The following is a 23,016-nucleotide window of genomic DNA, read 5'->3' on the forward strand; positions in this document are numbered from 1 at the left end:
GTCTCTTAGACGGCCTCGGCAGGGTCGACGGCATGCGGACGACGACGACAGAACACGAGACGCCCGGCACCTTCCACGACCAGCCGCCGCTGTCGGTGGTGATCGGCGCCGGCGGCACCGGCGGGCACATCTACCCGGGCCTGGCGCTGGCCGAGGCGCTGCGCCGGGCCGACCCGCGGACGGTGATCTCCTTCGTGGGCACCGAACGCGGACTGGAGACCACCCTGATCCCCCAGGCCGGCCACCGGCTGCACACCGTCGACATGATCCCCTTCGACGCCTCGCTCGGCCCGCGCCGCTACCTGCTGCCGGCCGCACTGCTGCGCTCGGGCCGGCAGTGCCGGGAGATCCTGCGCGAGCAAGGTGCCCAGGTGGCGGTCGGGATGGGCGGCTACCCGAGCGCGCCGGTCATCGTCGGCGCCCGGATGGCCGGACTGCCCAGCGTGGTGCACGAGTCCAACGCGGTGCCCGGACGGGCCAACCGCTTCGCCGCCCGGCTCACCCCGCACATCGCGCTCGCCTTCGACCGCACCCGTGAACACCTGCCCGCCGGACGGGCGGTACAGACCGTCGGGATGCCGCTGGTCGGCGCGGTCGCCCGGCTCGACCGGGCGGCGCTGCGGGCCGAGGCCCGCCGGCACTTCGGCGTCCCGGACGGCGCCGGGCTGCTGGTCCTCAACGGCGGCAGCCTGGGCGCCGCCCGGCTCACCGCGGCCGCCCTCGAACTGGCCGAACGCTGGCGCCACCGCACCGACCGGCGGCTGCTGATCAAGACCGGCCCGGCCGCGCTGGCGCAGGTGCAGGCCGCGCTCGCGGGCAACCCGGTGGCCCACGCGGTCGCCTACCTGGACCGGATGGACCTGGCCTACGCGGCCGCCGACCTGATGGTCTGCCGGGCCGGCGCGGCCACCGTCGCCGAACTGTCCAGCGTCCGGATGCCGTCCGTCCTGGTGCCCTACCCGCACGCGCCGCACGACCACCAGACCCACAACGCGCGGGTGCTCTCCGACGCCGGCGCCGGCCTGCTGCTGGCGGACGGCGAGTGCACCGGCGAGCGGCTGGCCGAGCTGACCGAGCCGCTGCTCGCCGACCCGGCCCGACTCGCCGCGATGGCCCGGGCCGCCGACCCGGGCGACCACGCCCGCGCCGCCGATCTGCTCGCCGCCAAGGTGCTGCGGGTGGCCGGCCGGGCGCCCGCCGCCGCCCACCACTGACCGACCGACCCCCGAACGACTGGAGCACAGCCATGACCGAGCACACCACCCCGCAGGACGTCACCGGCCCGCAGGGCTTCACCGGCCCGCAGGACTGGAGCGGCCGGACCGTCCTGGTCACCGGCGCCGAGGGCTTCATCGGCAGCACCCTGGTCGACCTGCTGGTCGCCCGCGGCGCCCGGGTCCGGGCCCTGGTGCACTACAAGCCGTACGCCGAACGCGGCTATCTGGCCCGCTACCTGAACGACCCCGACGGCCCGGTGGAGCTGCTCGCGGGCGACGTCCGGGACGCCCACCGGGTGCTGGACGCGGTGGCCGGCTGCGACACCGTCTTCCACCTCGCCGCGCTGATCGGCATCCCGTACAGCTACCAGGCCCCCGAGGCCTATGTGCAGACCAACGTGGTCGGTACCCAGAACGTCGCCGCGGCCTGTCTGAAGCACGGCGCCCGGCTGGTGCACACCTCCACCAGCGAGGTGTACGGGACGGCGATCACCGCGCCGATCGACGAGCACCACCCGCTGCAGCCGCAGTCCCCGTACTCCGCGTCGAAGATCGGCGCGGACATGACGGCACTCTCCCACTGGCACGCCTTCGAGCTGCCGGTCGCCGTGGTCCGCCCGTTCAACACCTACGGCCCGCGCCAGTCGGCGCGCGCCGTGATCCCCACCATCCTCGCCCAACTCCACTCCGGGGCACGGGAGATCAGGCTCGGCTCGATCACCCCGACGCGCGACTTCACGTACGCCACCGACACCGCCGAGGGCTTCCTCGCGGTGGCCCGGTCCGACCGGGCACTCGGCGAGGTGGTCAACCTCGGCACCGGCAGCGAGGTGTCGATCGGCGACCTGGCCAAGGCGCTGATCGTCGCCTCCGGCCGGGACGCCGAGATCGTGGTCGACCCGGGCCGGCTGCGCCCGGGCGGCAGCGAGGTCGAGCGGCTGCTCTCGGACAACCGCAAGGCGCGCGAACTGACGGGCTGGGAGCCGCTGGTGGGACTGGACGAGGGGCTGCGCCGGACCTCCGACTGGGTCGCCGAGCACCTCGGCCTGTTCGACCCGCTGCGCTACCAGGTCTGACGCGGGCACGACGCGCGCGGCCCGGGGCTGGGAGGCCCCGGGCCGCACCGCTTGCCGTGACGAGGTGAGCCCGTTACGAGGCGACCGTCCAACTCTGCCCGGCGACGGCGCCGTTCACCGCGTCGGTGGTCACCGTCGACCCCGCCGCCGCGCCGCCCGCACCGCCCGCGGTGAGCGCGAGGCCGGTGGCGACGTTGGTGATACCGAGCGCGCCGGTCGTCGGGTCCTGGGTGACCCGCCACTCCTGCCAGGGGTTGCCCGGCGAGTAGTTCAGCAGGTAGGCGCTGTTGCCCGGCGAGGTGCCGGCCGCCAGCACGGTGTGGACGTGGGTGGCGGTGTCGCAGTCGTCGCTGATCCGCACGGTGCCGTCGGGGTTGGCGGTGAAGGCCCACTGCTCCGAGGTGTGGGTGGGCCACCAGGTGTTGACGTCGGCCACCGAGCCCAGCGGCGAGCCGCAGGTGCCGGCGACCTCCAGCACCAGGCCGCCGGTGCCGCCCGCGCTCACGGCGTGGTACCTGCCGTCGCCCACGGCGGACGCCGCCGGGGTGGTGCCGGACTGCGGGGTGAGCCGGTACATCGCCACCGCGTGCGGGGCCACCGTGCCACCGCCGACCGTACCCCCGGCGGCGATCGTGCCGGTCGCGCCGGTCCACAGCTCCTTGTAGCTGTACCCGCCGGTCAGCCCGAGCGCGCCGAGCCCGGTGCCGATGGCCTGCGGGGTGGTCGGGTCCTGGTTGACCAGCAGCACGGCGGTGTCCCCGTTCGCCAGGCGCCGCTTCAGCACCACCGGTGCCGTGCCGCTCGTCGGCGCTGCCCCGACCAGGGTGGCGGGTTGGGCCAGCGCGTCCTGGTCGATCCCGATCACGTCCGCGTTCTTGAGCACCGCCAGGCTGGACGCGCCGATCCCGGTGGACCAGGTGGCGCCGTCCGCGCTGTGCCCGGACTGGGCGGCGGTGCGCAGGTCGGCGCCGGAGATCAGCGGGGCGGCGAGCATCGACAGCACCGAGGTCTCGGTGCGCGACTCGTCGTCGGTGAACGGCTTGTGGCAGGTGCAGGTGTCGGTGGTGCCGTAGCGCCCGTAGACGTCGTTCCAGCCGGTGAACATCATGTCGAGGTCGTTCCAGCTGCCCGGGCGCACATTGCCCGGGTACTGCAGCGCGGTGCGCAGCTGGCCGTTCCAGAGCACGCCGTCGAGTTCGCTGTCGCGGTCGCCGCCGATCCGGCACAGATTGGCCACCTGACCGCACCACACCCCGGTCGGGGCGTAGCCGGGCGCGTCGAACGGCGCGGTGCCGGCGGCCTGGACGACCGGGTCGGTGCGGGCCGGGTCGGCCGGGTCGAGGAGGTAGGGCACCCCGGTGTGGGCGGGCTGGGCGGAGACGCTGAGGGTGACCTCGGGCCGTCCCTGGGCTGCCGAGGCGGCGTCCAGGGCGTGCTGGAAGGTCTGCACCCGGGTGTAGATCGAGCGGGTGAGCTCCTTGCCCTCGCCCTGGGTGGAGTAGTCGTGGCCGTCCGGGCCGGTGATCGACGGGCCGTACGGGCAGTCGTCGTACTTGACGAAGTCGACGCCCCAGGCGACGAAGTCGGCCGCGTCGACGGACTCGTGGCCGAGGCTGCCGGGGTGCATCTGGCAGGTCTCGTAGCTGTCGGTGGCGTAGAGGCCGAACTTCATGCCCTTGCTGTGGGCGTACCGGGTGAGGTACTGGATGCCGTTGACGGTCCGGCCGTCGACGGTCTGCGCGGGGAAGTGGTCCGGGCGCGGGATCAGGTGGCCGGAGGTGGGGTCGTTGCCGGTGCCGTCGGTGCCCGCGACCGGGTTCCCGGCGGCGTCGTAGAGCTGCATCGAGCCGCTGGGGGTGCGGACGAAGTCGGTGCTCTGGCCGTCGCGGTGCCAGAGCGACCAGCCGTCGTCGACGGTGACGGTGTTGTATCCGGCGCTCACCAGGCCGTTGGCGGCCATGAAGTCGATGGTCTGGACGACCTGGTCCTCGGTGACCTCGGTGCCGAGCGAGTTCCAGGAGTTCCAACCCATCGGCGGGGTGAGGGCGTTGCCGTTGCCGAGGGCGGCGGCCGGGGTGGCCGCGCCGAGGCCGAGGGCGCCGAGGCCGGTGGCGGCCAGGGCGAGGGCGAGCAGGGGTGCCGCGAGGCGGCGTGGGTGACGGCGCATCTGCGCTCCTGTGGGGGTGTGGGGGTGGGGGTGGTACGGCGCCCCGGCCGAGTGGGGGTCGGCCGGGGCGCCCGCGGGTCAGCCGCTGACCGCCGCGGTGGCGGTGCGGCCGGGGGCGAGGGTGACGGTGGCGACGGTGTAGGTCACGCCGTCGACGGCGGTGGTGCGGACCGGGCGGGGCGTGCCGTCGACGGTGATCCCGGCGTGGGCGCCGGGGAAGCGGGCCTCCCAGGTCAGCGGCCGGGTGCCGGTGTTGGTGAGGGTGCTGCGGGTCGTCCCGTCCTGGCGCAGGGTCACCGTGCCCGCCCCGATCGGGATGTCGGCGATCTGCAACCAGCCGATGTCGGCGGGGAGTTGGGAGGCGGTGACGAGACGGTGGGCGGCGGCGTCGGGCTGCACCCCGAGCAGGCCCTGGACGGTCTGGCCGAGCAGGGTGAACGGCAGCTCGGGGTAGTCGCCGTTGAGCATCCGGCCGCTGGCGTGGACCTGGTCGACGCTCCGGTGGATCCGCTGCATCCACTTCCAGGCGGTGGCGCCGTCGTGGGCGGCGAAGAAGGCGTCGGGCAGGTAGCTGAGCGCCTCGGCGTTGACGGAGGCCTGCGGGCCCGACTCCTGGGCGTCGACGGACCGCAGGAACGCGTCCAACCGGGGCCCGGGGTCCAGGAGTTGCTTGGCCGGCATCAGCACGTCGGCCTCGTAGCCCCAGCCGGTGACCGGGCGCCCCTGGGTGTCGTAGCCGTGTACGACCTGGTCGGGGTGCGCCGGGTCGACGCTCCAGCTGGTGTTGACGTACTCCTTCAGGGCGTCGGCCGACTGCCGGTACCCGGCCGCCCCGGCCGCGTCGCCGCGGGCGTCGGCCAGGGTCGCGGCGGACAGGTAGGCCTGGTACTGGGCGGCCAGCGCGTCGCCGGCCTCGGCGTAGGTGCCGGTGGCGTTCTCGGCGTAACTGGCGGTCCCGGCGAAGATGCTGTCGCTGGTCGCCTGGGGGATCGGGAGGCCGTGGTTGTCGACCGGGCCGGGGTGCCGGTCGATGAAGGGGCCGAGGGTGGTGCGGACGAAGTCGGTCAGCAGGGGGTCGGCGGCGTAGTCCCGGTCGCCGGTCCACCGGTAGGCCTCACCGGCCTTCTGGACCAGTTCGAAGGGGGCGGGCAGCTCCCGGACGAAGGCGTCCGGGCCGTGGTAGTCGATGGCGGCGTAGCTGCGGGCGTCGAAGTTGAGGGCCCAGACCGGGTAGTGGCCGTTGAGGTCGGTGGCGGAGGCGGCGAAGCCGCGCAGCATGGTCTTGTTCTGGGCGTCGAGTCCGAGCAGGTGGGCGCCGACCAGCTGGTGGGCGAAGTCGCGGCTGTAGAAGGCGGACCGGAAGGGGTAGCCGGCCCAGTAGGTGGTGTCGTACGTCCCGCTGGAGGCGCCGCCGGTGTGGTTCTCGTCCATGTTCAGCACGCCGGTGGTGCCGGCCTGCTGGACCCAGCTGTTGGCCTTGGTCTTGGCCCAGTCGAACAGGGCGACCAGCTCGGGGTCGGAGGAGCTGATCCGCGGGTCGTTCGGCGCGGACGGCGCCACCGCGGCGTCGTCCACGTTGACCCAGCCGGACGGGGCGGAGCCGATCGCGAGGGTGACCCGGTCGCCCGCGGCGACCTTCACCCGGGGCAGGCTGTACTTGGCGTAGACGGGCTGCTCGGGCAGGGTCAGCGACTGCACGGTGGTGCCGTTGACGGCCACCGAGAGGGTGCCCCCGGCGGCGCCGGTGGCGATCCAGGCGGACAGGTCGTACGAGCCGGCGGTGACCGCGGTGACCTGCTGGCTCACCCGGTACCCGGGGCCGGCGTCGAGGTAGGCGAGTCGGCCGCCGGAGTGGGGGTTGTTGTCGGCGACGCCGGTGTGCTCGGTGAACGTCCAGCCGGCGGTGCCCTGTTCGAAGCCGGGGTCGGCGAGGACCAGCGGCTCGGTGCGGGTCAGCGTCCAGCGCTGGTCCGCACCGGCCGTGCAGTCGCGGGCCCGGACCGGCCGGCCGTCCGCCTCGCCGGGCGGCGCGGTGAGGCACTGGCGGGCGCGGTCGACCGGGGCGAGGGCGTAACCCCCGCCGGGGGCCGGGGAGATGGTGAACCGGGCGCTGTCCGGGAGGCTGCCGCAGTCCGCGGTGACCGCGCTGCGGGCCCGCCCGTCCAGCTCCAGGCAGCGGCCGGTCGCGGCGTTGATCAGGGCGTAGCCGGCCGGGGCGGTGGTGGTGACCCGCAGCAGTCGCCACCGCTGGCTCAACAGCCCCTGGCAGGCGGCCCGGACGGCCGGGGTGCCGGCCGCGGCCCCGGCGAAGCGGGTGCTCAGGCAGCCGCCGCCCGCCGCCGGGCCCAGGACGTAACTGCCGCCGTTCACCGGGGCGTCGCCGCCCGCCGCCCGGGCCGGGGCGGCGACGGCGGCCTGGGCGGTGAGCACGGCCAGGGCCGCGAGGACGGCGAGGCCGCCCGACGGCAGGGCGCGGGCGGTACGTGGCGAGGGCATCGGGGGCTCCTTGGCGATCCGCACGACGAGGGGCTCGGGTGGGGGCTGTGCGGGTGCGGGCTGGGCGGGCAACGGCTGGGCGGGTACGGGATTTGAACGTTCAAAGTCGCGCGCCGAGCGGTGCGGACGCGAACCTGGACCCCGGATTCTTGACCCATGCGATCGGTGACATGTGCCATTTCACATGCCGCACCGGGCGCCGTCAACGGACTGCGCACGGGCGGCCGCCACTTGACCGGCTGACGGCACCGCCCGCCGGCCGGGCCGGCGGGCGGTGCACGGTCCTACGGCGCACGGTCCTACGGCGCGCGGTCCGAGGGCGCGCGGTCCGAGGGCGCGCGGTCCGAGGGCGCGCGGTCCGACGGCGCGCGGTCCGAGGCGGTCAGGGACGCAGCTCCAGGGTGCAGCACTTCACGGCGCCGCCCGCCTTGAGGAGTTCGGTGAGGTCCACCCCGATCGGGTTGAAGCCCCGCCGCCGCAGCCGCTCGATCAGGCCCGCCGCCGCCTGCGGCAGGACGACGTTGTAGCCGTCGGAGAACGCGTTGAGGCCGAAGACCGCGGCGTCCTGGGGGTCCGCGTGCAGGGCGTCCGGGAAGAGGTTCTGCAGCACGGAGCGGCTGCCCGGGCTGAAGGCCGCCGGGTAGTACATGATCTCGGTGTCGGAGAGCACCGCCAGCGCGGTGTCCAGGTGGTAGTGCTCGGGGTCGACCAGGGTGAGCGAGGTGACCGGCAGCCCGAAGAACTCCTGGGCCTCGTGGTGCGAGCGCTGGTCGGTGCGGAAGCCGGTGCCGGCCAGGATGCGCCGCCCGACCGGCAGGTAGTCGCCCTCCCCCTCGTTGATGAACTCCGGCCAGAGCACGTCCCGGTAGCCCTGCGCCGCGAACCAGGAGAGGTAGGCCGGACCCTCGGCGGTGCGCTCCAGGTGCCGGAACCGGGCGCCGAGCACCTTGCCGTCCACCACCGTCGCGCCGTTGGCGGCGAACACCATGTCCGGCAGTCCGGGCAGCGGGTCGATCACCTCCACGGTGTGCCCGAGCGAGAGGTACACCTCGCGCAGCCGGTCCCACTGCAGCAGCGCCAGTTCACGGTCGACCGGCTTCTCCGGGTGCATCCACGGATTGATGGAGTACGTCACCTCGAAGTGCTGCGGCCGACACATCAGCAACCGGCGCGGGGTTGCCGTTCGGGCCGTCGGCCGTATCGGCTCGGGCTGCGTACCGCCAATGGACACAGGGGTCTCCTCTGTGATGGTGGTGCTCCGGGGAGTTGCGGGGGTCACCCGCCCGGCAGTCAACTACGCCCGGGTGAATGCGTCCACGGGTCGAGAATGAAATTCGCGCGTCATTCGCCGACCGCACCACGGGCGAGCCGGGGCGACTCGTCAGGACACCAAGGGCCCCTCCGCGATCTCGGTCAGCGTCACGGTGCACAGCCCGCCCCGCTGGGCCTGGACGTCGGTGACCTCCAACTGGGTGCCCGGCAGCAGGATGTACTCCTCCTCCCCGGTGAACGCCGAGTACCGCTGGATGCCCGTCGCGCGCAGCGGCCGCACCTCGAACAGCGTCCGCTTGCCCCGGCTGCCGAGGAAGGACTTCGCCACGCCGAGCTCGGACGTGCAGGAGGAGACGCCCCACCACGTCACCGTCCGGCCCAGCGGGTACTGCTTGCGCAGGTCCAGCGACACCCCGCGCCAGAGCGGCTCCGTCCGCACCGGCAGCTGCGCCACCGCCGCGAACAGCAGCCGCAGGTACGGCAGGTAGGGGACCAGCCGGGCGCGGTCCGGCGAGCGCAGCACCGCGTTGATCTCCCGGTAGAACGCGGACTCGCAGGTGTAGAGGTACAGCGCGGCGATCGCATCGGCGGACAGGCCGTCGGCCGCGCCCTCCCCGGCCCGCCGCCGACCGAACTCGTGCGACTGCGCCACGTGCCGGTCCAGACCGCGCAGCAGCGCCGCGACCGGGGCCACGGCCTCCCGGAAGTCCACCACCGGGGTGTCGAACACCCCGCTGATCGCCGGGAGTTCGAGGCCCTCGTCCTTGACGCTCGCGAGTCGGTCCAGGTAGAGCTGGTGCAGCTCCATGGTGGAGGCGATGAACGCGCCCATCCGCTCGGCGACCCCGCCGTCCGCCCCGCCGTCCGCGGCCGCACCGGCGTCCCAGCCCTTGCTGGGGAGCCAGTCGATCCCGTCCGCCCCGAGCGAGGCGAGCGCGGCGTTCACCGTGGCGAAGTGGTCGTTGTCGCAGAAGATGTCGCCCTGGGCGGCCGGGTTGGCGTGGTCGATGTGCCGGACCTCGACCTCCGGGTACTTCTTCTCCAGCCGCTGCACCACGCTCTTCAGGCTGCGCGCGTGCGCACCCCACCAGGCGAAGACGACGCCCCGGTCCTCCTCCCCCGCCTGCTGCTTGGCCCGGAGGATCTCCTCGACGATCCGCTCGGCCACCGGCCGCCAGAACCCGGTGTGCTGGTCCGGGCCCATCGCGCCGTCGGCGCTGGCGGTGAGCGCCGCGTTCAGCAGCAGCACGCCCTGGGTCAGCATCGCCTGGAACCACTCCGGCGGCTGGACCGTCTCCTCCTTCTTCAGCAGCGCGCGGATGTCGGCGATCGGCGTCTTCTTGGGGATGCCGTACTTCCACATCGCCGCGGCCTTGATGATGCAGCGGATGCTGATCACCCGGCCGAACTGGCTGTCCTTCCAGTCGTGGAAGGCGTTGTCGAACATCGCGATGCCGGTGGCGCTCTCCGGCCGCGGGTACGGGTTCTGACCGAAGACCACGACCTTCCAGCGGTGCGGGGCGTGCGGCTTGAGGGCCTGGAAGGTCAGCTCGCGGACCGGCACGACCTCCGGGCCGCGGCTCGGGCCGATGAACGAGGCCGCGCCGGGCTGCGCCTCGATGACCGGCTTCAGCAGCGGCAGCCACGGCTCGCCGCCGCCCCGGAACAGCTCCGCCAGGGCCAGCGGGTCGTTCGGGTCGGGCTGGGTGGTGGCGGGGGTGTCGGCAGCGCTCATGGTGGTACTCCGGCTGGGTCGGTCCACGCGGGACGTGGTGGTGACGGTCCGTCAGTTCTCCGGCGGACACCCCCTTCCTAACAGCCGGCACCGACAACCGGGACCGCCGATCCCGGTCGCCGGACAGCGCGGAAGGATCGGCGGACGGATTGTCAGTGCCGCCCGCTAGCGTCGGGATCGACAGCGGGAAACACCTCGACGTACGACAGGAGTTGCAGCATGACGACGGACCGCGCGCAGTCCCCGCTCAGGGTGGTGCTGACGGACCTCAACGCGACGGTGGTCGAGTCGTGGCGGGCCGCCTTCGCCGACACCCCCGAGATCGAGATCCGCAAGGGCTCGATCCTCACCGAGCAGGTCGACGCCTGGGTCAGCCCGACCAACTCCCGCGGCCTGATGGACGGCGGGGCGGACGCGGCGATCAAGCGGCACCTCGGAGCGGGCATCCAGCTGAAGGTGCAGCGGGCGATACGCGACCAGTACGCGGGCACCCTGCCGGTGGGCAGCGCGGTCTGCGTGCCGTCCGGGGCGGTCAACCCGAGGTTCCTGATCTCGGCGCCCACGATGCAGACCTCCTCGCAGAACGTCAGCGAGACCCTGAACGTCGCCCTCGCCTGCGCGGCCGCCTTCCAGGCCGTCCACCGCCAGAACCGGCTGGCGCCGGGCAGCATCCGCTCGGTGGCCCTGGTCGGCATGGGCGCCCGGACGGGCCGGGTCCCGGCCCGGGTCTGCGCCAACCTGATGTGGACGGGCTACACCCTCTTCAACGACCACCACTTCGAGGACTACGACGACCTGCGCGCCACCGTCCTGGGCCAGCTGCGGGACATCGAGGACGCGCCCGCCACCACCCGGGTGCGGATCAACGCCCCGGCGGCCGACGGCCGGCCCCGGCGCTGAGCGGAACCCCCGGGGGCCGATGCCACCCCGCCCGCTGAGCCCGCTCCCGCCCGGGCCCCGCGCCGCGCCGACCCTTCGGCGCGGCGCGGGGCGTTTCCGCGCGGGGCTTTCCGGCCGCGCGGGCCCGAGGCCGCCGCCGTCACCCGGCGGCCAGCGCCAGCCTGATCCAGCGCTCCGCCTCCGCGGTCGCCGTCGGCACGTCGAAGGCCTCCGGTGCGGCCGCGGCCTGCACCACCAGCCCCTTGAGCAGCCCCACGAAGGCGAACGCGAAGGCCCGGGCGTCCAGCCCGGCCCGCACCTCGCCCTCGGTCACACCCTGGCCGACCACGTCCGCCACCCAGTCGCGGGTCCGGGTGTCCAGCTCGGCCACCGCCACCGTCAGCTCGGAGGCCCCGGCCAGCGCCTCGGCGCCCAGCACCACGAAGGCCCGGCCCAGGTCGGTCGGGTTCCGCACACCGTCGAGCACTCCCCGGGCGAAGCCGCAGAGCTCCTCCGCCGCCCCGGCGCCGCTGCGCTCGGGCGCGGCCGCCGCCATCGCCTCCGCCAGCGCCTCCTCCTGGAGCCGGGCCAGCAGCGCGGCCTTGGAGCCGAAGTAGTGGGTGGCCAGCCCCCGGCTGAAGCCCGCCTCCTCGCCGACCCGGGCGAGGGTGACCCCGGTGCTGCCGTGCTCGGCGATCAGCCGGGCGGCGGCGGCGAGCAGCGCGGCCTCGGCACGGGCGCGCCGCTCCGCCTGGGTCCGCCGTTCGGCCTGGGCGCGGGGCGGCTTGGCGTCCTGCGGGACGGTCTCGGCGTCCTGCTGGGCGGTCTCGGCCTCCTGCGGGGCGATCGCGCGGGCCGTCGGGTCATCGTGCGTGGGCATGGCACCATGCTAGGCTCAACTTGCTTGTTGGTTAACAAGCAAGTTTGGGGCGGCGGGGCACTCCCCCGACCCCGCCACCCCCGACCGAAGGGAAGTCCCGATGACCGCCACGATGCTCGCCGGCCGCCTCGACGTCGCCAAGGGCGCTTTCGCCGTCGAGGAGGTGCCCGTCCCGACGCCGGGCCCGGGTCAGGTGCTGATCAAGGTCGAGGCCGCCGGCGTCTGCCTCTCCGACGTCCACCTGATCGACGGCACCCTCAAGCCCTTCCTCCTCCAGGGCTCCAAGGTCACCCTCGGCCACGAGGTCGCGGGCACCGTGCACACCCTCGGCGAGGGCGTGACCGGTACCGCCGTCGGCGACCGGGTGCTGCTGCAGGCCGGCGAGACCCGCGACGGCAAGGTCTTCACCCGCGGCGTGGACTACGACGGCGGCTGGGCCGAGTACGCGCTCGCCACCGTCGCCACCCTGGTGCCGATCCCGGACGAGCTCCCCTTCGAGCAGGCCTGCTTCATCCCCGACGCGGTCTCCACCCCCTGGTCCGCGATCACCGCCACCGGCGCCGTCCGCCCGGCCGAGGCCGTCGGTGTCTGGGGCGTCGGCGGACTGGGCGCCCACGGCATCCAGCTGCTGCGCGCGATCGGCGCCTTCCCGATCGTCGCCGTCGACCCGCTCCCGGCCGCCCGCGAGCGCGCCCTCGCCTTCGGCGCCGACGCCGCCCTCGACCCGGCCGACCCCGCGTTCGCCGAGCGGCTGCGCGCGGCCACCGGCGGCCGGCCGCTCTCCGCCGCCTTCGACTTCGCCGGCGTCGCCCCGGTCCGCGAGCAGGCCGTGGCCAGCCTCGGCGAGCACGGCCGCCTGGTGCTGGTCGGGCTCACCGACAAGCCGCTGACCATCACCAAGGGCACCATGGTCAGCTACCTGCGTCAGCAGATCCTCGGCCACTACGGCTCCCAGGGCCAGGACGTCATCGACCTGGTCAACCTGGTCCGCGGCGGCCGGCTGGACTTCGCCCGCTCGGTCAGCGGCACCTTCCCGCTGGCCGACGCCGCCCGCGCGGTGGAGGCGCTGGAGCGCAAGGAGGGCAACCCGATCCGCCTGGTCCTCAAGCCCTGAGACCTCCCCGCACCTGCCCGACTGAGCCGGGCACGGCACCGGGGGCCGGCAGCCGAACAGCGGCCGCCGGCCCCCGTTCTGTCGGCCCCCGACCTGCCGACCGCCGCTACTCCACCGGCGACACGTGCAGCCCCCACGGGGCCGCCTCGACCACGGCCGCGCGCTTCGACGCCAGGTACAGCCGCGCCCGGAACACCCCGAACAGACTCGCCGTCACCGTCACACCGGCCCCCAGGCACAGCGCCGCGCCGACCATCAGCGCCGTTCCGAGCACCCGGTCGGTCGCCATCAGCCCGATCGACAACACCACCAGCGACGGCACGATGCTCACCACGGCCGGCAGCGACAGCCAGGTCGTCCCGCGCAGGAACTCCCCGCGGTCCCGCCGGTACACCTCCCGGGAGCCGCGCATCGCCGCGCGCACCCCCGCCCCGTCGAGCACCAGCGCCGGCACCACCAGATAGCTCGCCAGCGACCACACCAGACCGACCATCAGAAGCGCCCCGAGCACCTGGACCGCCCCGAGCGGCGCCCACCTCGCGAGCACCCCCAGCCGTCCGGCAGCGCGCCGGTAGCTGGCCCCGACCCCCACCGGCCGCCCCCGCAACGCGTCGGCGGCCGCGACGAGCAGCGCCGAGGTGCCGAACACGGCGAGGAAGGAGAGCACCAGCAGCCCCAGCACGCCCAGCAGCAGGCTCCCGCCGAGCAGCACCTCCGCCCGGACCAGCAGCGCGGCCACCCCGCCGAACACGGCCACCGTGATCGCCGGCAGGAGCAGCAGCACCTTCCGCCGCCACACCACCCCGGCCAGTGCCCGCACGCCCCCGTCCTCGTCCACGTCCACGTCCTCGATCTCCACCACTACTCCAGCAGGCTGCCCATGTGCCCGTCGTCCACCCGGATCGGCCAGAAGTGGCTGTCGGTGGCGAACGCCTCCGGGTCCAGGGCCCGCAGCACCGCCTCGGCCGCGCTGTCCAGGAGTTCGGACGGTTCGAACACCGACCACGGTACCGGCGCCTGCGGGTCCTCCGCCTCGCGCCGTACGGCCCGCAGCCGCTCGAACGTCCACAACACGTACAGCAGCGCCGAGAGGTCCCGGTGCAGATAGGCGGCCGTCTCCCCGTCGCCCTCCGGGTCGGGCAGCTCGACCCGCCCGGTGGCGCCGTCGAGGGCGACCACGGAGTCGTACATCCACCCGCCGACCACCGGGAATCCGCCCTGGTAGGCGCGGGGCCCCTCCGAACAGCTCCCCGGGTAGGTCTCCGCCACGGTGCGGAACGGGCCCTCGGCGTCGACGGACAGCACGCAGCCCTCGGCGACCGGCAGCCCGACCTCGGTGAGCAGCCGCCGGGTCGGCCCGTGGGCGAGGCTCGCGGGCAACTCGGCCTCCGCGAGCCGGCGGACGTCACCCTCGCCCGCCACCGTCGCCAAGTCCTCGACCAGCGCCGGGGACACCTCGTACGCCAGCCCGTCCGCCGCACCGGCGGCACCCCGGGCGAGCGAGCGGATCGTCAACGCCGTTCCCCAGTGGGCCGGTCGGCCCGCCGTCCGCCGGTAGAGCTCCGGATCGGCCTCGCGCAGCCGCTGCCCCACCGCCCGCTCGACCTCGGCGACGGCCGCCGGACCGTGCGCCCGCTCCGCCCCCGCCGGCCGGAGCCCCTCGACCTCCGCCGCCAGCGCGATCAGGCACCCCGGGCTGCTGGCCAACAGATCCCGCCGGAGCACCCCGTCGTCGTCCGGCCGGGCCAGGTACACCTCGCCGCCCGCACCGTCCAGCAGCACCGTGACCGGCCCCTGCCAGTCGTCGTACCGGGCCTCCCCCAGCACGTACAGCCCCTCGGCGCCCCGCACCCCCTGCCGCTCGTACCAGGACACGGCCGTCTGCAGCGGTTCGTCCCCCGAGGCCTCCAAGTCCAGGTAGGCGCGCGACCAGCACAACTCCCCGGCGGTGAGCAGCTCCCGGCTCGGCCCGTGGGTCACCCCCTCGGGCAGCACCGGCACCGCTCCGGCCCCCGCACCCGTCCCCGCCATCGCGCTCCCCCTGCCCGCCGCCCACGACGGCCGATCACCCACCGATGCGAACGACCCTAGCGGAGCCCACCGACAACCCGTCCTGGCCCACCCCCGAGGACCGCTGACGACGGGTCAACTGTCGCTACGGCAAAGGCGAAATGGCATGCACGCCACTAGCCAACCGGCCAGTAGCGCCCCTACCGTCGACTCCCCGTGGCTTCGACGGAGGAGCTCGCCTTGCGCCTACGCCCCCACCCCCTCCACCGCCCCCGCAGACCCCGCAGCCGGTTCCCGAGGGCGGCCGCGGCCGTCCTCGCGTCGGCCCTGTTCGCCACCGCCGCCCTGACCGCCCCCGGCAGCGCCGCCGCCTCCCCCACGGCGGCGGCCGCACCGGACTACTGCGGCGGCCGGTGCACCGACATCCTCCCGCCCGGCGAGAACGGCAACGCGACGCTCGCCGAGATCCTGCTGAACCGGATGTTCGGCAGCCGCCCCGCGCACACCGACGACCAGCTCGGCCCGTACTCCGCCCTCGCCTCCGGCTACCCCGGCCTGACCGAGGCCGGGCTGCGGAACTTCTTCAATGACGCCTCGTCCGGCGTCCCCGCCGACCAGGCGGCGAGCACCACCAGCCCGCGCCCGGACGTGACGATCGTGCGCGACAAGGCCACCGGCGTGCCGCACATCACCGGCACGACGCGCTACGGCACCGAGTTCGGCGCGGGCTACGCGGCCGCCCAGGACCGGCTCTGGGTGATGGACCTGTTCCGGCACGTCGGCCGCGGCGAACTGTCCGGCTTCGCCGGCGGTGCGGCCGCCAACCGGCAGCTGGAGCAGAGCTTCTGGCAGGCCGCGCCGTACACCGAGACCGAGTTGCAGCAGCAGATCGACGCGCTGGCCGCCCGCGGCGGCCGGGCCACCCAGGCCCTCGCCGACGCCAACGCCTACCTGGACGGCATCAACCAGTACGTCACCCAGGCGTACAACGGCCGGACCTTCCCCGGCGAGTACGACCTCACCGGCCACATCGACCCGATCACCAACGCCGGTTCGATCGAGCCGTTCAAGCTGACCGACCTGGTCGCCCTGGCCTCCGTGGTGGGCGCCCTGTTCGGCTCCGGCGGCGGAGGTCAACTCGCCTCCGCCCAGGTGAAGTCGGCGGCCGAGGCCCGGTACGGCAAGGACGCCGGGGACGCGGTGTGGGCGTCGCTGCGCGAGGCCGACGACCCGGAGGCGGTGCGGACCCTGCACGACGGGCAGAGCTTCCCGTACGGGACCGTGCCGGACGACCCGCAGGGCCAGGCACTGCCGGACCCGGGCTCGGTGGTGCCCGAGCGGATGATCTACGACGCCACCGGGTCCGCGGGCACCGCGACGACGGCCGCGAAGGGCGTGCTGCCCGGCAACCTGCTCACCGCCAAGCACGGCATGTCCAACGCCCTGGTGGTCTCCGGCGCGCACACCGACGACGGCCACCCGGTCGCCGTTTTCGGCCCGCAAACCGGCTACTTCGCCCCGCAGTTGCTGATGCTGGAGGAACTCCAGGGCCCGGGCATCAGCGCCCGTGGCGCGGCCTTCGCGGGCCTCAGCTTCTACGTCCAGCTCGGCCGCGGCCAGGACTACGCCTGGAGCGCCACCTCCGCCGGGCAGAACATCACCGACACCTACGCCGTGCCGCTCTGCACCACCGACGGCTCACCGGTCACCACCGCCGCCAACTCCTACCTCTGGCACGGGCAGTGCCTGCCCTTCGACCGGCTGGAACGCCGGGACGCATGGAGCCCGACCACCGCCGACGCCACCCCGGCCGGCTCGTACACCCTGGTGATGTACCGGTCGAACTACGGACTGGTGACCGCCCGCGGGACGGTCGGCGGGGCACCCGTCGCCTTCACCGCGCTGCGCTCCACCTACCGGCACGAGGCCGATTCCATCATCGGCTTCCAGGAGTTGAACGACCCCGGCGCGGTGCACGACGCACCGAGCTTCCAGCAGGCGGCGCAGGACATCAACTACACCTTCAACTGGTTCTACGCCGACTCCCGCGACACCGCCTACTACAACTCCGGCAGCAACCCGGTGCGCGCCGCCGGGGTCGACGCCGGGCTCCCGGTGCTGGCCCGACCCGCCTACGAGTGGGCCGGCTTCGACCCCGCCACCAACACCGCCCGGTACACCCCGCCGGCCGAGCACCCGCAGTCCGTCGACCAGGACTACTACGTCTCCTGGAACAACAAGCAGGCGAGCGGCTTCACCTCGGCCGGCTTCGGCAACGGCTCGGTGCACCGCGCCAACCTGCTCGACGACCGGGTCAAGGCGCTGATCGCCGGCGGCGGCAAGGTCAGCCGGGTCTCGCTCACCCAGGCCATGGAGGGCGCCGCACTGGCCGACCTGCGGGCCGAGGACGTACTGCCCGACCTGATCCGGGTGCTGCGCAGCGCCCCGGTCACCGACCCGGCCGCACTCACCGCCCTCCAGCAGTTGGAGGCCTGGCTGGCCGACGGCGCCCAGCGGAAGGAGACCTCGGCCGGCAGCCACGGCTACGCGGACGCGGACGCGATCCGGGTGCTGGACGCCTGGTGGCCGCTGGTCGCCGACGGGGTGATGCGCCCCGGGCTCGGCGACCCGCTGTTCACCGCGCTGACCGGCGCCCTGCAGATCAACGAGTCGCCGTCCGGCGGCCAGAGCGGCGCGACGGGCGGCGGCCCGGTCAGCGCCAACGAGTCCATCCCGCACAAGGGTTCGGCCTTCCAGTACGGCTGGTGGAGCTACCTCGACAAGGACCTGCGCGCCGTCCTCGGCGACCGGGTGGCCGGCCCGCTGGCCCGTCCGTTCTGCGGCGGGGGCGACCTCACGGCCTGTCGCACCGTCCTGCTGAACACCCTGGTCCGGGCCGCCGCCGAGACCCCGGCCCAGGTCTACCCGGGCGACGGGGACTGCGCGGCGGGCGACCAGTGGTGCGCCGACACCATCATCCAGCGGCCGCTGGGCGGGGTGACGGACGACAAGACCACCTGGCAGAACCGGCCGACGTACCAGCAGGTGGTGCAGTTCTCCGGCCACCGCTGAACCGGCGCCGAGCCGAACCGGCCCTGCGACGCGGCGCGGCCGCCGGCACCCTTCCCGGGGTGTCGGCGGCCGCGCGCGCCGCCGGGTCTCAGCTCAACCGCTCAGCTCAACCGCTCGGCTCAACCGCTCAGCTCAGCCGCTCGGCGACCTTCCGCTCGGCCTCCCGGAGATTGCCCGCCTCGCCCCGGAGCCGGACGCCCGCCTGGTGGTAGACGTCCGGGCCCTGGTGGGTGGCCATCCGCTCGGACAGGGCCGCCGCCAGCTCCCCGGTCACCTCCAGCAGATCGGCGAGCGAGCCGAGCATCACGACGGCCTCCGCCGCCGGGACCCGCTCCCGAACCCGGGCCTCCGCCTTCGGCAGCGCGTTCTCCCGCAGCTGCCGCCGGGCCTCGTCGACCGCGTCGACCATCGCCCCGATCCCACTGTCCGTCACACTGTCCATCCCGCTCCCCAGCTCCCGTCCGGTTGTCCGTCGTCGAACATCCCCCGGAGTGTGTCCGCCGCCCAAGATTCAAAAACCCGCCCGGTAGCACCCGAAACCGCCCTAGGCTGCTTACATGGCAACCGACGACTCCCTCGCAACCGGCCAGCGCTCACTCGGCGACCCCACCCTCGACTACCCCCTCTGGCCTCCGCTGACCTCGGGCTGCCCGCGCACCGGCACGGCGGAGCTCGCCTACCCCGTCGAGGTCGACTACGCCTACGACAAGGTCGACCCGGCCGCCCTGTTCGCCCCCGTCCGGGCCCGCGGCGGCCTGGAGCGCTGGGCGCCGCTGCTGCCCCCGCTGCTCGCACCGGGCCTCGGCGAGGGCGCCACCCCGCTGGTGGAGATCGAGCCGGGCGTGTACGTCAAGGACGAGTCCCGCAACCCGACCTGGAGCCACAAGGACCGGCTGAACCGCTGCACCACCAGCGCCGCCGTCGGCGCGGGCGCACCCGGCATCGCGGTCGCCTCCTCCGGCAACCACGGCGCCTCGGCGGCCGCGTACGCCGCCCGGGCCGGACTGCCCTGCGTGGTCTTCACCGGCCCGGACGCACCGCCCGCCGTGGACGCCTTCCTGAACGCCTACGGCGCCGTGGTGCTGCCCGTGCCGTGGGAGGCGCGCTGGCCGCTGCTGCGCCTGGTGGTCGAGCGGCTCGGACTGCACCCGGTCAGCAACCTGACCCCCACCCACACCGGTCACGCGTACGGCCCGGAGGGCTACAAGACCGTCGCCTACGAGATCTTCCAGGACGTGGGCGTGCCGAGCGCGGTCTTCGTCCCCACCGGCTACGGCGAGCTGCTCTTCGGCGTCTGGAAGGGCTTCACCGAGCTGCAGCGCCTCGGCCTGGCCGACCGGGTGCCGCGGATCTTCGCCTGCGAGTCGGCGGCCTCCGGCCCGCTGCACCGGGCGATCGCCGAGGGCCTCCCCGCCGCGCACGTGACGGTCGCCCCGAGCGCGGCGTACTCGATCGCCTCGCCGGTCAGCGGCTACCGGGGCGTGCTGGCGGTGCGCGGCAGCGGCGGTGCGGCGCTGACCGTCGACGACCGCCGACTCGCCGACGCCCAGGCCGAACTGGCCCGCGCCGGACTGTGGACCGAGCTGTCCGCGGCGGCCGGTCTGGCCGGACTGCGCAGCCTCGGCGAGCGGGCGCCGCGACCGGACGAGGGCCCGGTGGTCTGCGTCTCCACCTCCAGCGGGTTCAAGGACAAGGGCATGGGCAGCCGCCCGACCGCCCCGGTCACCCCGACCTGGGAGGAGGTCGAGCGCCGCCTGCGCGCGGCCGGGATCGGCGCCTGACCCCGGCGGGGACGGCTCACCCCGGGACGGCTCACCCCCGGGGCGGCGCACCCCGGGGACGGCTCGCGCACGACCGGTTCCGGAAGCCTGCTGTTCGTCGTACCGTTCGCTGACGTAGGGTCGGCGTTCGCCCACGCACAGCAGGCTGACTCCGCCCCAACTCCCCCGCGTCGAAGGGCCGTCACCGTGATCCGTTCCCCCCGCCGCCTGCTGCCGCTGGCCGTCGCCGTCGCGGCGGTGCCCGTGCTCGCCCTCCCGGCGGTGCCGTCCGCCGCGGTCTCCTACGGCACCCCGACGATCACCTTCTCGGCCGGCTACCTGTCCGGCGCGGTCGGCGCCGTCGGCGACCCGACGGTGGGCGTCACGATCGCCCAGAGCGGCGCCCCCGCCTCGGCGTTGACGGTCGCCGCCTCGGGCAGCACCCGCACCGCCGTGGCCCGGACCGGCGACGTCACGGTGACCGGCAGCGGCGGGACCCGCACCCTGGCGGTCGCCGCCCAGGGCGTCGGCTACACCGACCTGACCGTCAAGGTCACCGGCCTGGGCGGCAAGACCGCCACCCGCACCCTGCACTACGCCGCCTCGCCGGCCGTCCACGACTCCGGCGCCAGCCGCTACCTGACCGGCTCCAGCGACGCCTCCGCCGCCGTGGACGCGGGCGGCGGCCATATCCTGGTCGGCGACGACGAGTCCAACACCCTGCGGCTCTACGACCGCAACAACTCCGGTGCCCCCGTGCGCACCTGGGACTTCAGCGCGGCGCTCGGGGTCAGCAAGGAGATCGACATCGAGGCCGCCGCCCGGGTCGGCGACACCGTCTACTGGACCGGCTCGCTCGGCAACAACAAGGACGGCAAGGTCAAGCCCGACCGGCACACCCTGTTCGCCACCAAGGTGACCGGCTCCGGCGCCGACACCCAGCTCTCGCTGGCCGGTTCGTACCACGGGCTGCGCGACGACCTGATCGCCTGGGACAGCGCCCACGGCAACCGCTACGGCTTCGCGGAGGGCTCCGCCGAGGGTCAGGCGCCCAAGCAGATCGACGGATTCAACGTCGAGGGGCTGGAGTTCGCCCCCGGCAGCGGCACCACCGCGTACATCGGCTTCCGCGCGCCGCTCACCCCGGCGGTCACTGGTGGCCGGGCGCTGCTCGTGCCGGTCACCAACTTCCCGTCCCTGTTCGACGGTTCGGCGAAGCACGCGACCATCGGCGAGCCGATCGAGCTGGACCTCGGCGGCCTGTCCGTCCGCGACCTGCGCCGCAACGCGCTCGGCCAGTACCTGATCGTGGCCGGCTCCTGGGCGGCCGAGGACAACTCCGCCCCGTACGCCCTCTACCGCTGGGACGGCCGGCCGACCTCCAAGCCGGTCAAGCTGATCGACCTGCCCACCGGCGACGCCGGCGCCTGGGAGGCCGTCCCGGACGTGCCGGACCTGGACGCCCCCGGCGCCCGCGCCCAGCTGATCACCGACAACGGCTCCGCCGACCTGTACGGCGACGGCACCGCCGCCAAGGACCTCACCCACCCGGAGTGGCAGAAGTCCCGCAGCACCTGGTTCACCCTGGGCTGACCCGAACCGGCCCCTCGGCTCCGCCAGGCCGAGGGGTCTCCCCGTGCGAGGGGCCCGGCCCACGGGGCGCACGCGGACCCACCGCGTCGCCCAGGAACCGGCCCGCTCCGCTCAGGAACCGGCCCGCTCCGCTCAGGAACCGGCCCGCTCCGCCAACTGCCGGGCGGCCTGCGGCTCGTACGGTGCGAGCCGCTCGCACAGCCCGCGCAGCTCGTGCCCGACCAGCGCGGGCACCGCACCCACCGGGACCGTCTCCAGGGCGGGCCCGAGCAGCTCGACGGCCGCCCGCGGATCGTGGGCGCACACATGGCAGTCGGCGGCCCGTACCGTGAACAGCAGCCGGCTGGCCGGCAGTTGGTCCGGTCCGAGCAGCCCGAGCGCGGTCTCCGTCGCCGCCAGCGCCCGCCGGGCCAGCCGGGGGTCGTCCACGGCGGCGGCGAGGTCGCGCAGGGCGGCCGCCGCGGCGGACTCCACCCGCAGTCGCATCGAGGCGATGGACAGCCACGGCACGTCCGCCTCGTCCCGGGCGTCGATGTGCTCCAACTCGGCCCGGGCCAAGGTGATCTGTCGTACGGTGCCGCGCACGTCGCCGGTCAGGGCGCGCGCCCGGGCCTGGCTGACCCGGCCCATCGCCCCCGCCCACGGACGGTCGGGGGCGACCCGGTCGATCTCCCGGGCGTAGCCGAGCGCGGCCGCCGGATCGCCGTCCAGCCGGGCCAGCACGCTCAGGTCGCTCAAGGTGCCCACCTGGGTGGCCTGGTCCCCGGCGAGTTCGGCCCAGACCAGCGCGCGGTCGAAACAGGCCATCGCGGTGGCGCTCCGGCCGCCCTGCATCCGCAACGCCCCGGCGGCGTGGGCGTGTTCGGCGGCGAGCCGGGCGAGCGGACGTCGCTGGGCGGCCGGTGCGACGGCCAGCCGGGCGAGCACCACGTGCAGGGTCCGCTCGACGTCGGCGACCAGCCCCGGGTGCACGCCGGCCTCGGCGGCACGCAGCTGGGCGGCGAGCAACCCGGCCAGGGCGTGCGCGGTGTCGGCGTCCAGCGGGGCGCCGGTCGCCGGGTCGGCGGTGCAGAACTCGGTGTACCGGGCGATGAGTTCGTCCGGCGGGGGGACGGCGCAGCCCTCGGCGTCGTGCAACGGGCAGAGCAGCCCGTAGTCGGGCAGCCGGGCGGGTGCGACGGCCGCCCCGGGGGAGCCGACCGGGTCGCCGGACCCCCCGCCCGGCAGCGGCGGCCGGAGCACCCCGGGGGCGAAGGGCCCGAGCGGCGACATCCCGGCCGTCTCGGCGCGCAGCCCGGCAGCCGCCAACTCCCCTCCGGCGCCGAGGAGTCCGTCGATCCGGTCGACCAGCCGGGGGGCGACCCGACGGGTCCCGTGCTCGATCTTGCTGACCGCCGTGTGGTCGTAGCCGATCCCGGCGCCGAGCTGCGCCTGGGTGAGTCCGGCCCGGCGGCGCCAGTGCCGCAGCAGGGCGCCGAACTCCCGCCAGACGTGGGGATCCGGTGCGAGGGCGGGCGGCGGGGCCGGCGGAGCCGAGGTGGCGACGGAGCCCACACGGTGCACGACTGCCTCCCCGACGGCGGGCCCCGACCCGGGGCCCTGGGACGATTGCCGACGGGAAGGACGCTACTCGATCGCACCCGCCCCGTACATGATGTGGTCTCAACCACTCGCGGGAAAGCCCAGCTTGACGCGAAACGGCAGCCGCACCTTGACGGAATTTGCCAACCCTATGCCGAGCCCGC

General features: G+C 74.6%; 16 protein-coding genes. 7 read left to right on the forward strand and 9 right to left on the reverse strand.

Translation table 11 applies throughout. The features are described 5' to 3' along the window. Nucleotides 1-32: 32 nt before the first annotated feature. Both ACIP4P_RS16410 and ACIP4P_RS16415 read left to right on the forward strand, forming a co-directional pair. On the forward strand, nt 33-1,214 hold the full coding sequence (locus ACIP4P_RS16410) for a UDP-N-acetylglucosamine--N-acetylmuramyl-(pentapeptide) pyrophosphoryl-undecaprenol N-acetylglucosamine transferase (RefSeq protein WP_400918678.1): 1,182 nt from the start codon (nt 33-35) through the stop codon (nt 1,212-1,214). A 32-nt stretch (nt 1,215-1,246) separates the two neighbouring features. Next, on the forward strand, nt 1,247-2,293 hold the full coding sequence (locus tag ACIP4P_RS16415; RefSeq protein ID WP_400918681.1) for an SDR family NAD(P)-dependent oxidoreductase: 1,047 nt from the start codon (nt 1,247-1,249) through the stop codon (nt 2,291-2,293). A 73-nt stretch (nt 2,294-2,366) separates the two neighbouring features. Here ACIP4P_RS16415 and ACIP4P_RS16420 read toward each other — a convergent pair whose 3' ends face one another. From ACIP4P_RS16420 to ACIP4P_RS16435, 4 genes are all read right to left on the reverse strand, one after another. Continuing rightward, nucleotides 2,367-4,460, reverse strand: coding sequence for a glycoside hydrolase family 27 protein (locus ACIP4P_RS16420; protein ID WP_400918684.1), 2,094 nt, complete (start codon nt 4,458-4,460; stop codon nt 2,367-2,369). A gap of 78 nt (nt 4,461-4,538) precedes the next feature. Further along, nucleotides 4,539-6,956 carry an RICIN domain-containing protein gene (locus tag ACIP4P_RS16425; protein WP_400918687.1) on the reverse strand — a complete coding sequence of 806 codons (2,418 nt, stop codon included), beginning with the start codon at nt 6,954-6,956 and terminating at the stop codon, nt 4,539-4,541. Nucleotides 6,957-7,338: 382 nt separating this feature from the next. Further along, nucleotides 7,339-8,187, reverse strand: coding sequence for a dimethylargininase (gene ddaH, locus ACIP4P_RS16430; protein ID WP_400918689.1), 849 nt, complete (start codon nt 8,185-8,187; stop codon nt 7,339-7,341). A gap of 150 nt (nt 8,188-8,337) precedes the next feature. Further along, nucleotides 8,338-9,963: an ADP-ribosyltransferase domain-containing protein gene (locus ACIP4P_RS16435; RefSeq protein ID WP_400918692.1), complete on the reverse strand. Its 1,626-nt coding sequence runs from the start codon at nt 9,961-9,963 to the stop codon at nt 8,338-8,340. 219 nt (nt 9,964-10,182) lie between these two features. Here ACIP4P_RS16435 and ACIP4P_RS16440 point away from each other — a divergent pair, with 219 nt between their 5' ends. Continuing rightward, nucleotides 10,183-10,863 carry a macro domain-containing protein gene (locus ACIP4P_RS16440; protein ID WP_350514041.1) on the forward strand — a complete coding sequence of 227 codons (681 nt, stop codon included), beginning with the start codon at nt 10,183-10,185 and terminating at the stop codon, nt 10,861-10,863. Between the two features lie 139 nt (nt 10,864-11,002). On the opposite strand, the gene ACIP4P_RS16445 is transcribed toward ACIP4P_RS16440, so the two are convergent. Then, nucleotides 11,003-11,722 (reverse strand): TetR/AcrR family transcriptional regulator, encoded by a 720-nt coding sequence (locus ACIP4P_RS16445; RefSeq protein WP_400918696.1) that lies wholly within the window; start codon nt 11,720-11,722, stop codon nt 11,003-11,005. A 100-nt stretch (nt 11,723-11,822) separates the two neighbouring features. Here ACIP4P_RS16445 and ACIP4P_RS16450 point away from each other — a divergent pair, with 100 nt between their 5' ends. After that, the gene (locus ACIP4P_RS16450) at nt 11,823-12,836 is read left to right on the forward strand and encodes a zinc-binding dehydrogenase (protein WP_400918698.1); all 1,014 of its coding nucleotides are present in this window, start codon (nt 11,823-11,825) and stop codon (nt 12,834-12,836) included. A 106-nt stretch (nt 12,837-12,942) separates the two neighbouring features. Here ACIP4P_RS16450 and ACIP4P_RS16455 read toward each other — a convergent pair whose 3' ends face one another. Beyond that, a complete protein-coding gene (locus tag ACIP4P_RS16455; protein WP_400918701.1) occupies nt 12,943-13,695 on the reverse strand; it encodes a hypothetical protein in 753 nt (250 codons plus the stop codon). A gap of 2 nt (nt 13,696-13,697) precedes the next feature. Then, nucleotides 13,698-14,867, reverse strand: coding sequence for an SUKH-4 family immunity protein (locus ACIP4P_RS16460; RefSeq protein ID WP_400918704.1), 1,170 nt, complete (start codon nt 14,865-14,867; stop codon nt 13,698-13,700). Between the two features lie 219 nt (nt 14,868-15,086). Here ACIP4P_RS16460 and ACIP4P_RS16465 point away from each other — a divergent pair, with 219 nt between their 5' ends. Next, nucleotides 15,087-17,918: a penicillin acylase family protein gene (locus ACIP4P_RS16465; protein WP_400918706.1), complete on the forward strand. Its 2,832-nt coding sequence runs from the start codon at nt 15,087-15,089 to the stop codon at nt 17,916-17,918. A 127-nt stretch (nt 17,919-18,045) separates the two neighbouring features. Here ACIP4P_RS16465 and ACIP4P_RS16470 read toward each other — a convergent pair whose 3' ends face one another. After that, nucleotides 18,046-18,360 (reverse strand): hypothetical protein, encoded by a 315-nt coding sequence (locus ACIP4P_RS16470; protein ID WP_400918708.1) that lies wholly within the window; start codon nt 18,358-18,360, stop codon nt 18,046-18,048. Nucleotides 18,361-18,475: 115 nt separating this feature from the next. Between ACIP4P_RS16470 and ACIP4P_RS16475 the strand changes: the two genes are divergently transcribed. Both ACIP4P_RS16475 and ACIP4P_RS16480 read left to right on the forward strand, forming a co-directional pair. Next, nucleotides 18,476-19,699 (forward strand): pyridoxal-phosphate dependent enzyme, encoded by a 1,224-nt coding sequence (locus ACIP4P_RS16475; RefSeq protein ID WP_400918711.1) that lies wholly within the window; start codon nt 18,476-18,478, stop codon nt 19,697-19,699. A gap of 216 nt (nt 19,700-19,915) precedes the next feature. Next, the gene (locus tag ACIP4P_RS16480) at nt 19,916-21,271 is read left to right on the forward strand and encodes a hypothetical protein (protein WP_400918910.1); all 1,356 of its coding nucleotides are present in this window, start codon (nt 19,916-19,918) and stop codon (nt 21,269-21,271) included. A 132-nt stretch (nt 21,272-21,403) separates the two neighbouring features. Here ACIP4P_RS16480 and ACIP4P_RS16485 read toward each other — a convergent pair whose 3' ends face one another. Continuing rightward, the gene (locus ACIP4P_RS16485) at nt 21,404-22,834 is read right to left on the reverse strand and encodes a helix-turn-helix domain-containing protein (protein WP_400918714.1); all 1,431 of its coding nucleotides are present in this window, start codon (nt 22,832-22,834) and stop codon (nt 21,404-21,406) included. Between the last annotated feature and the right edge of the window lie 182 nt (nt 22,835-23,016).

This window comes from Kitasatospora sp. NPDC089509 (assembly GCF_044749365.1).
GTDB lineage: Bacteria > Actinomycetota > Actinomycetes > Streptomycetales > Streptomycetaceae > Kitasatospora.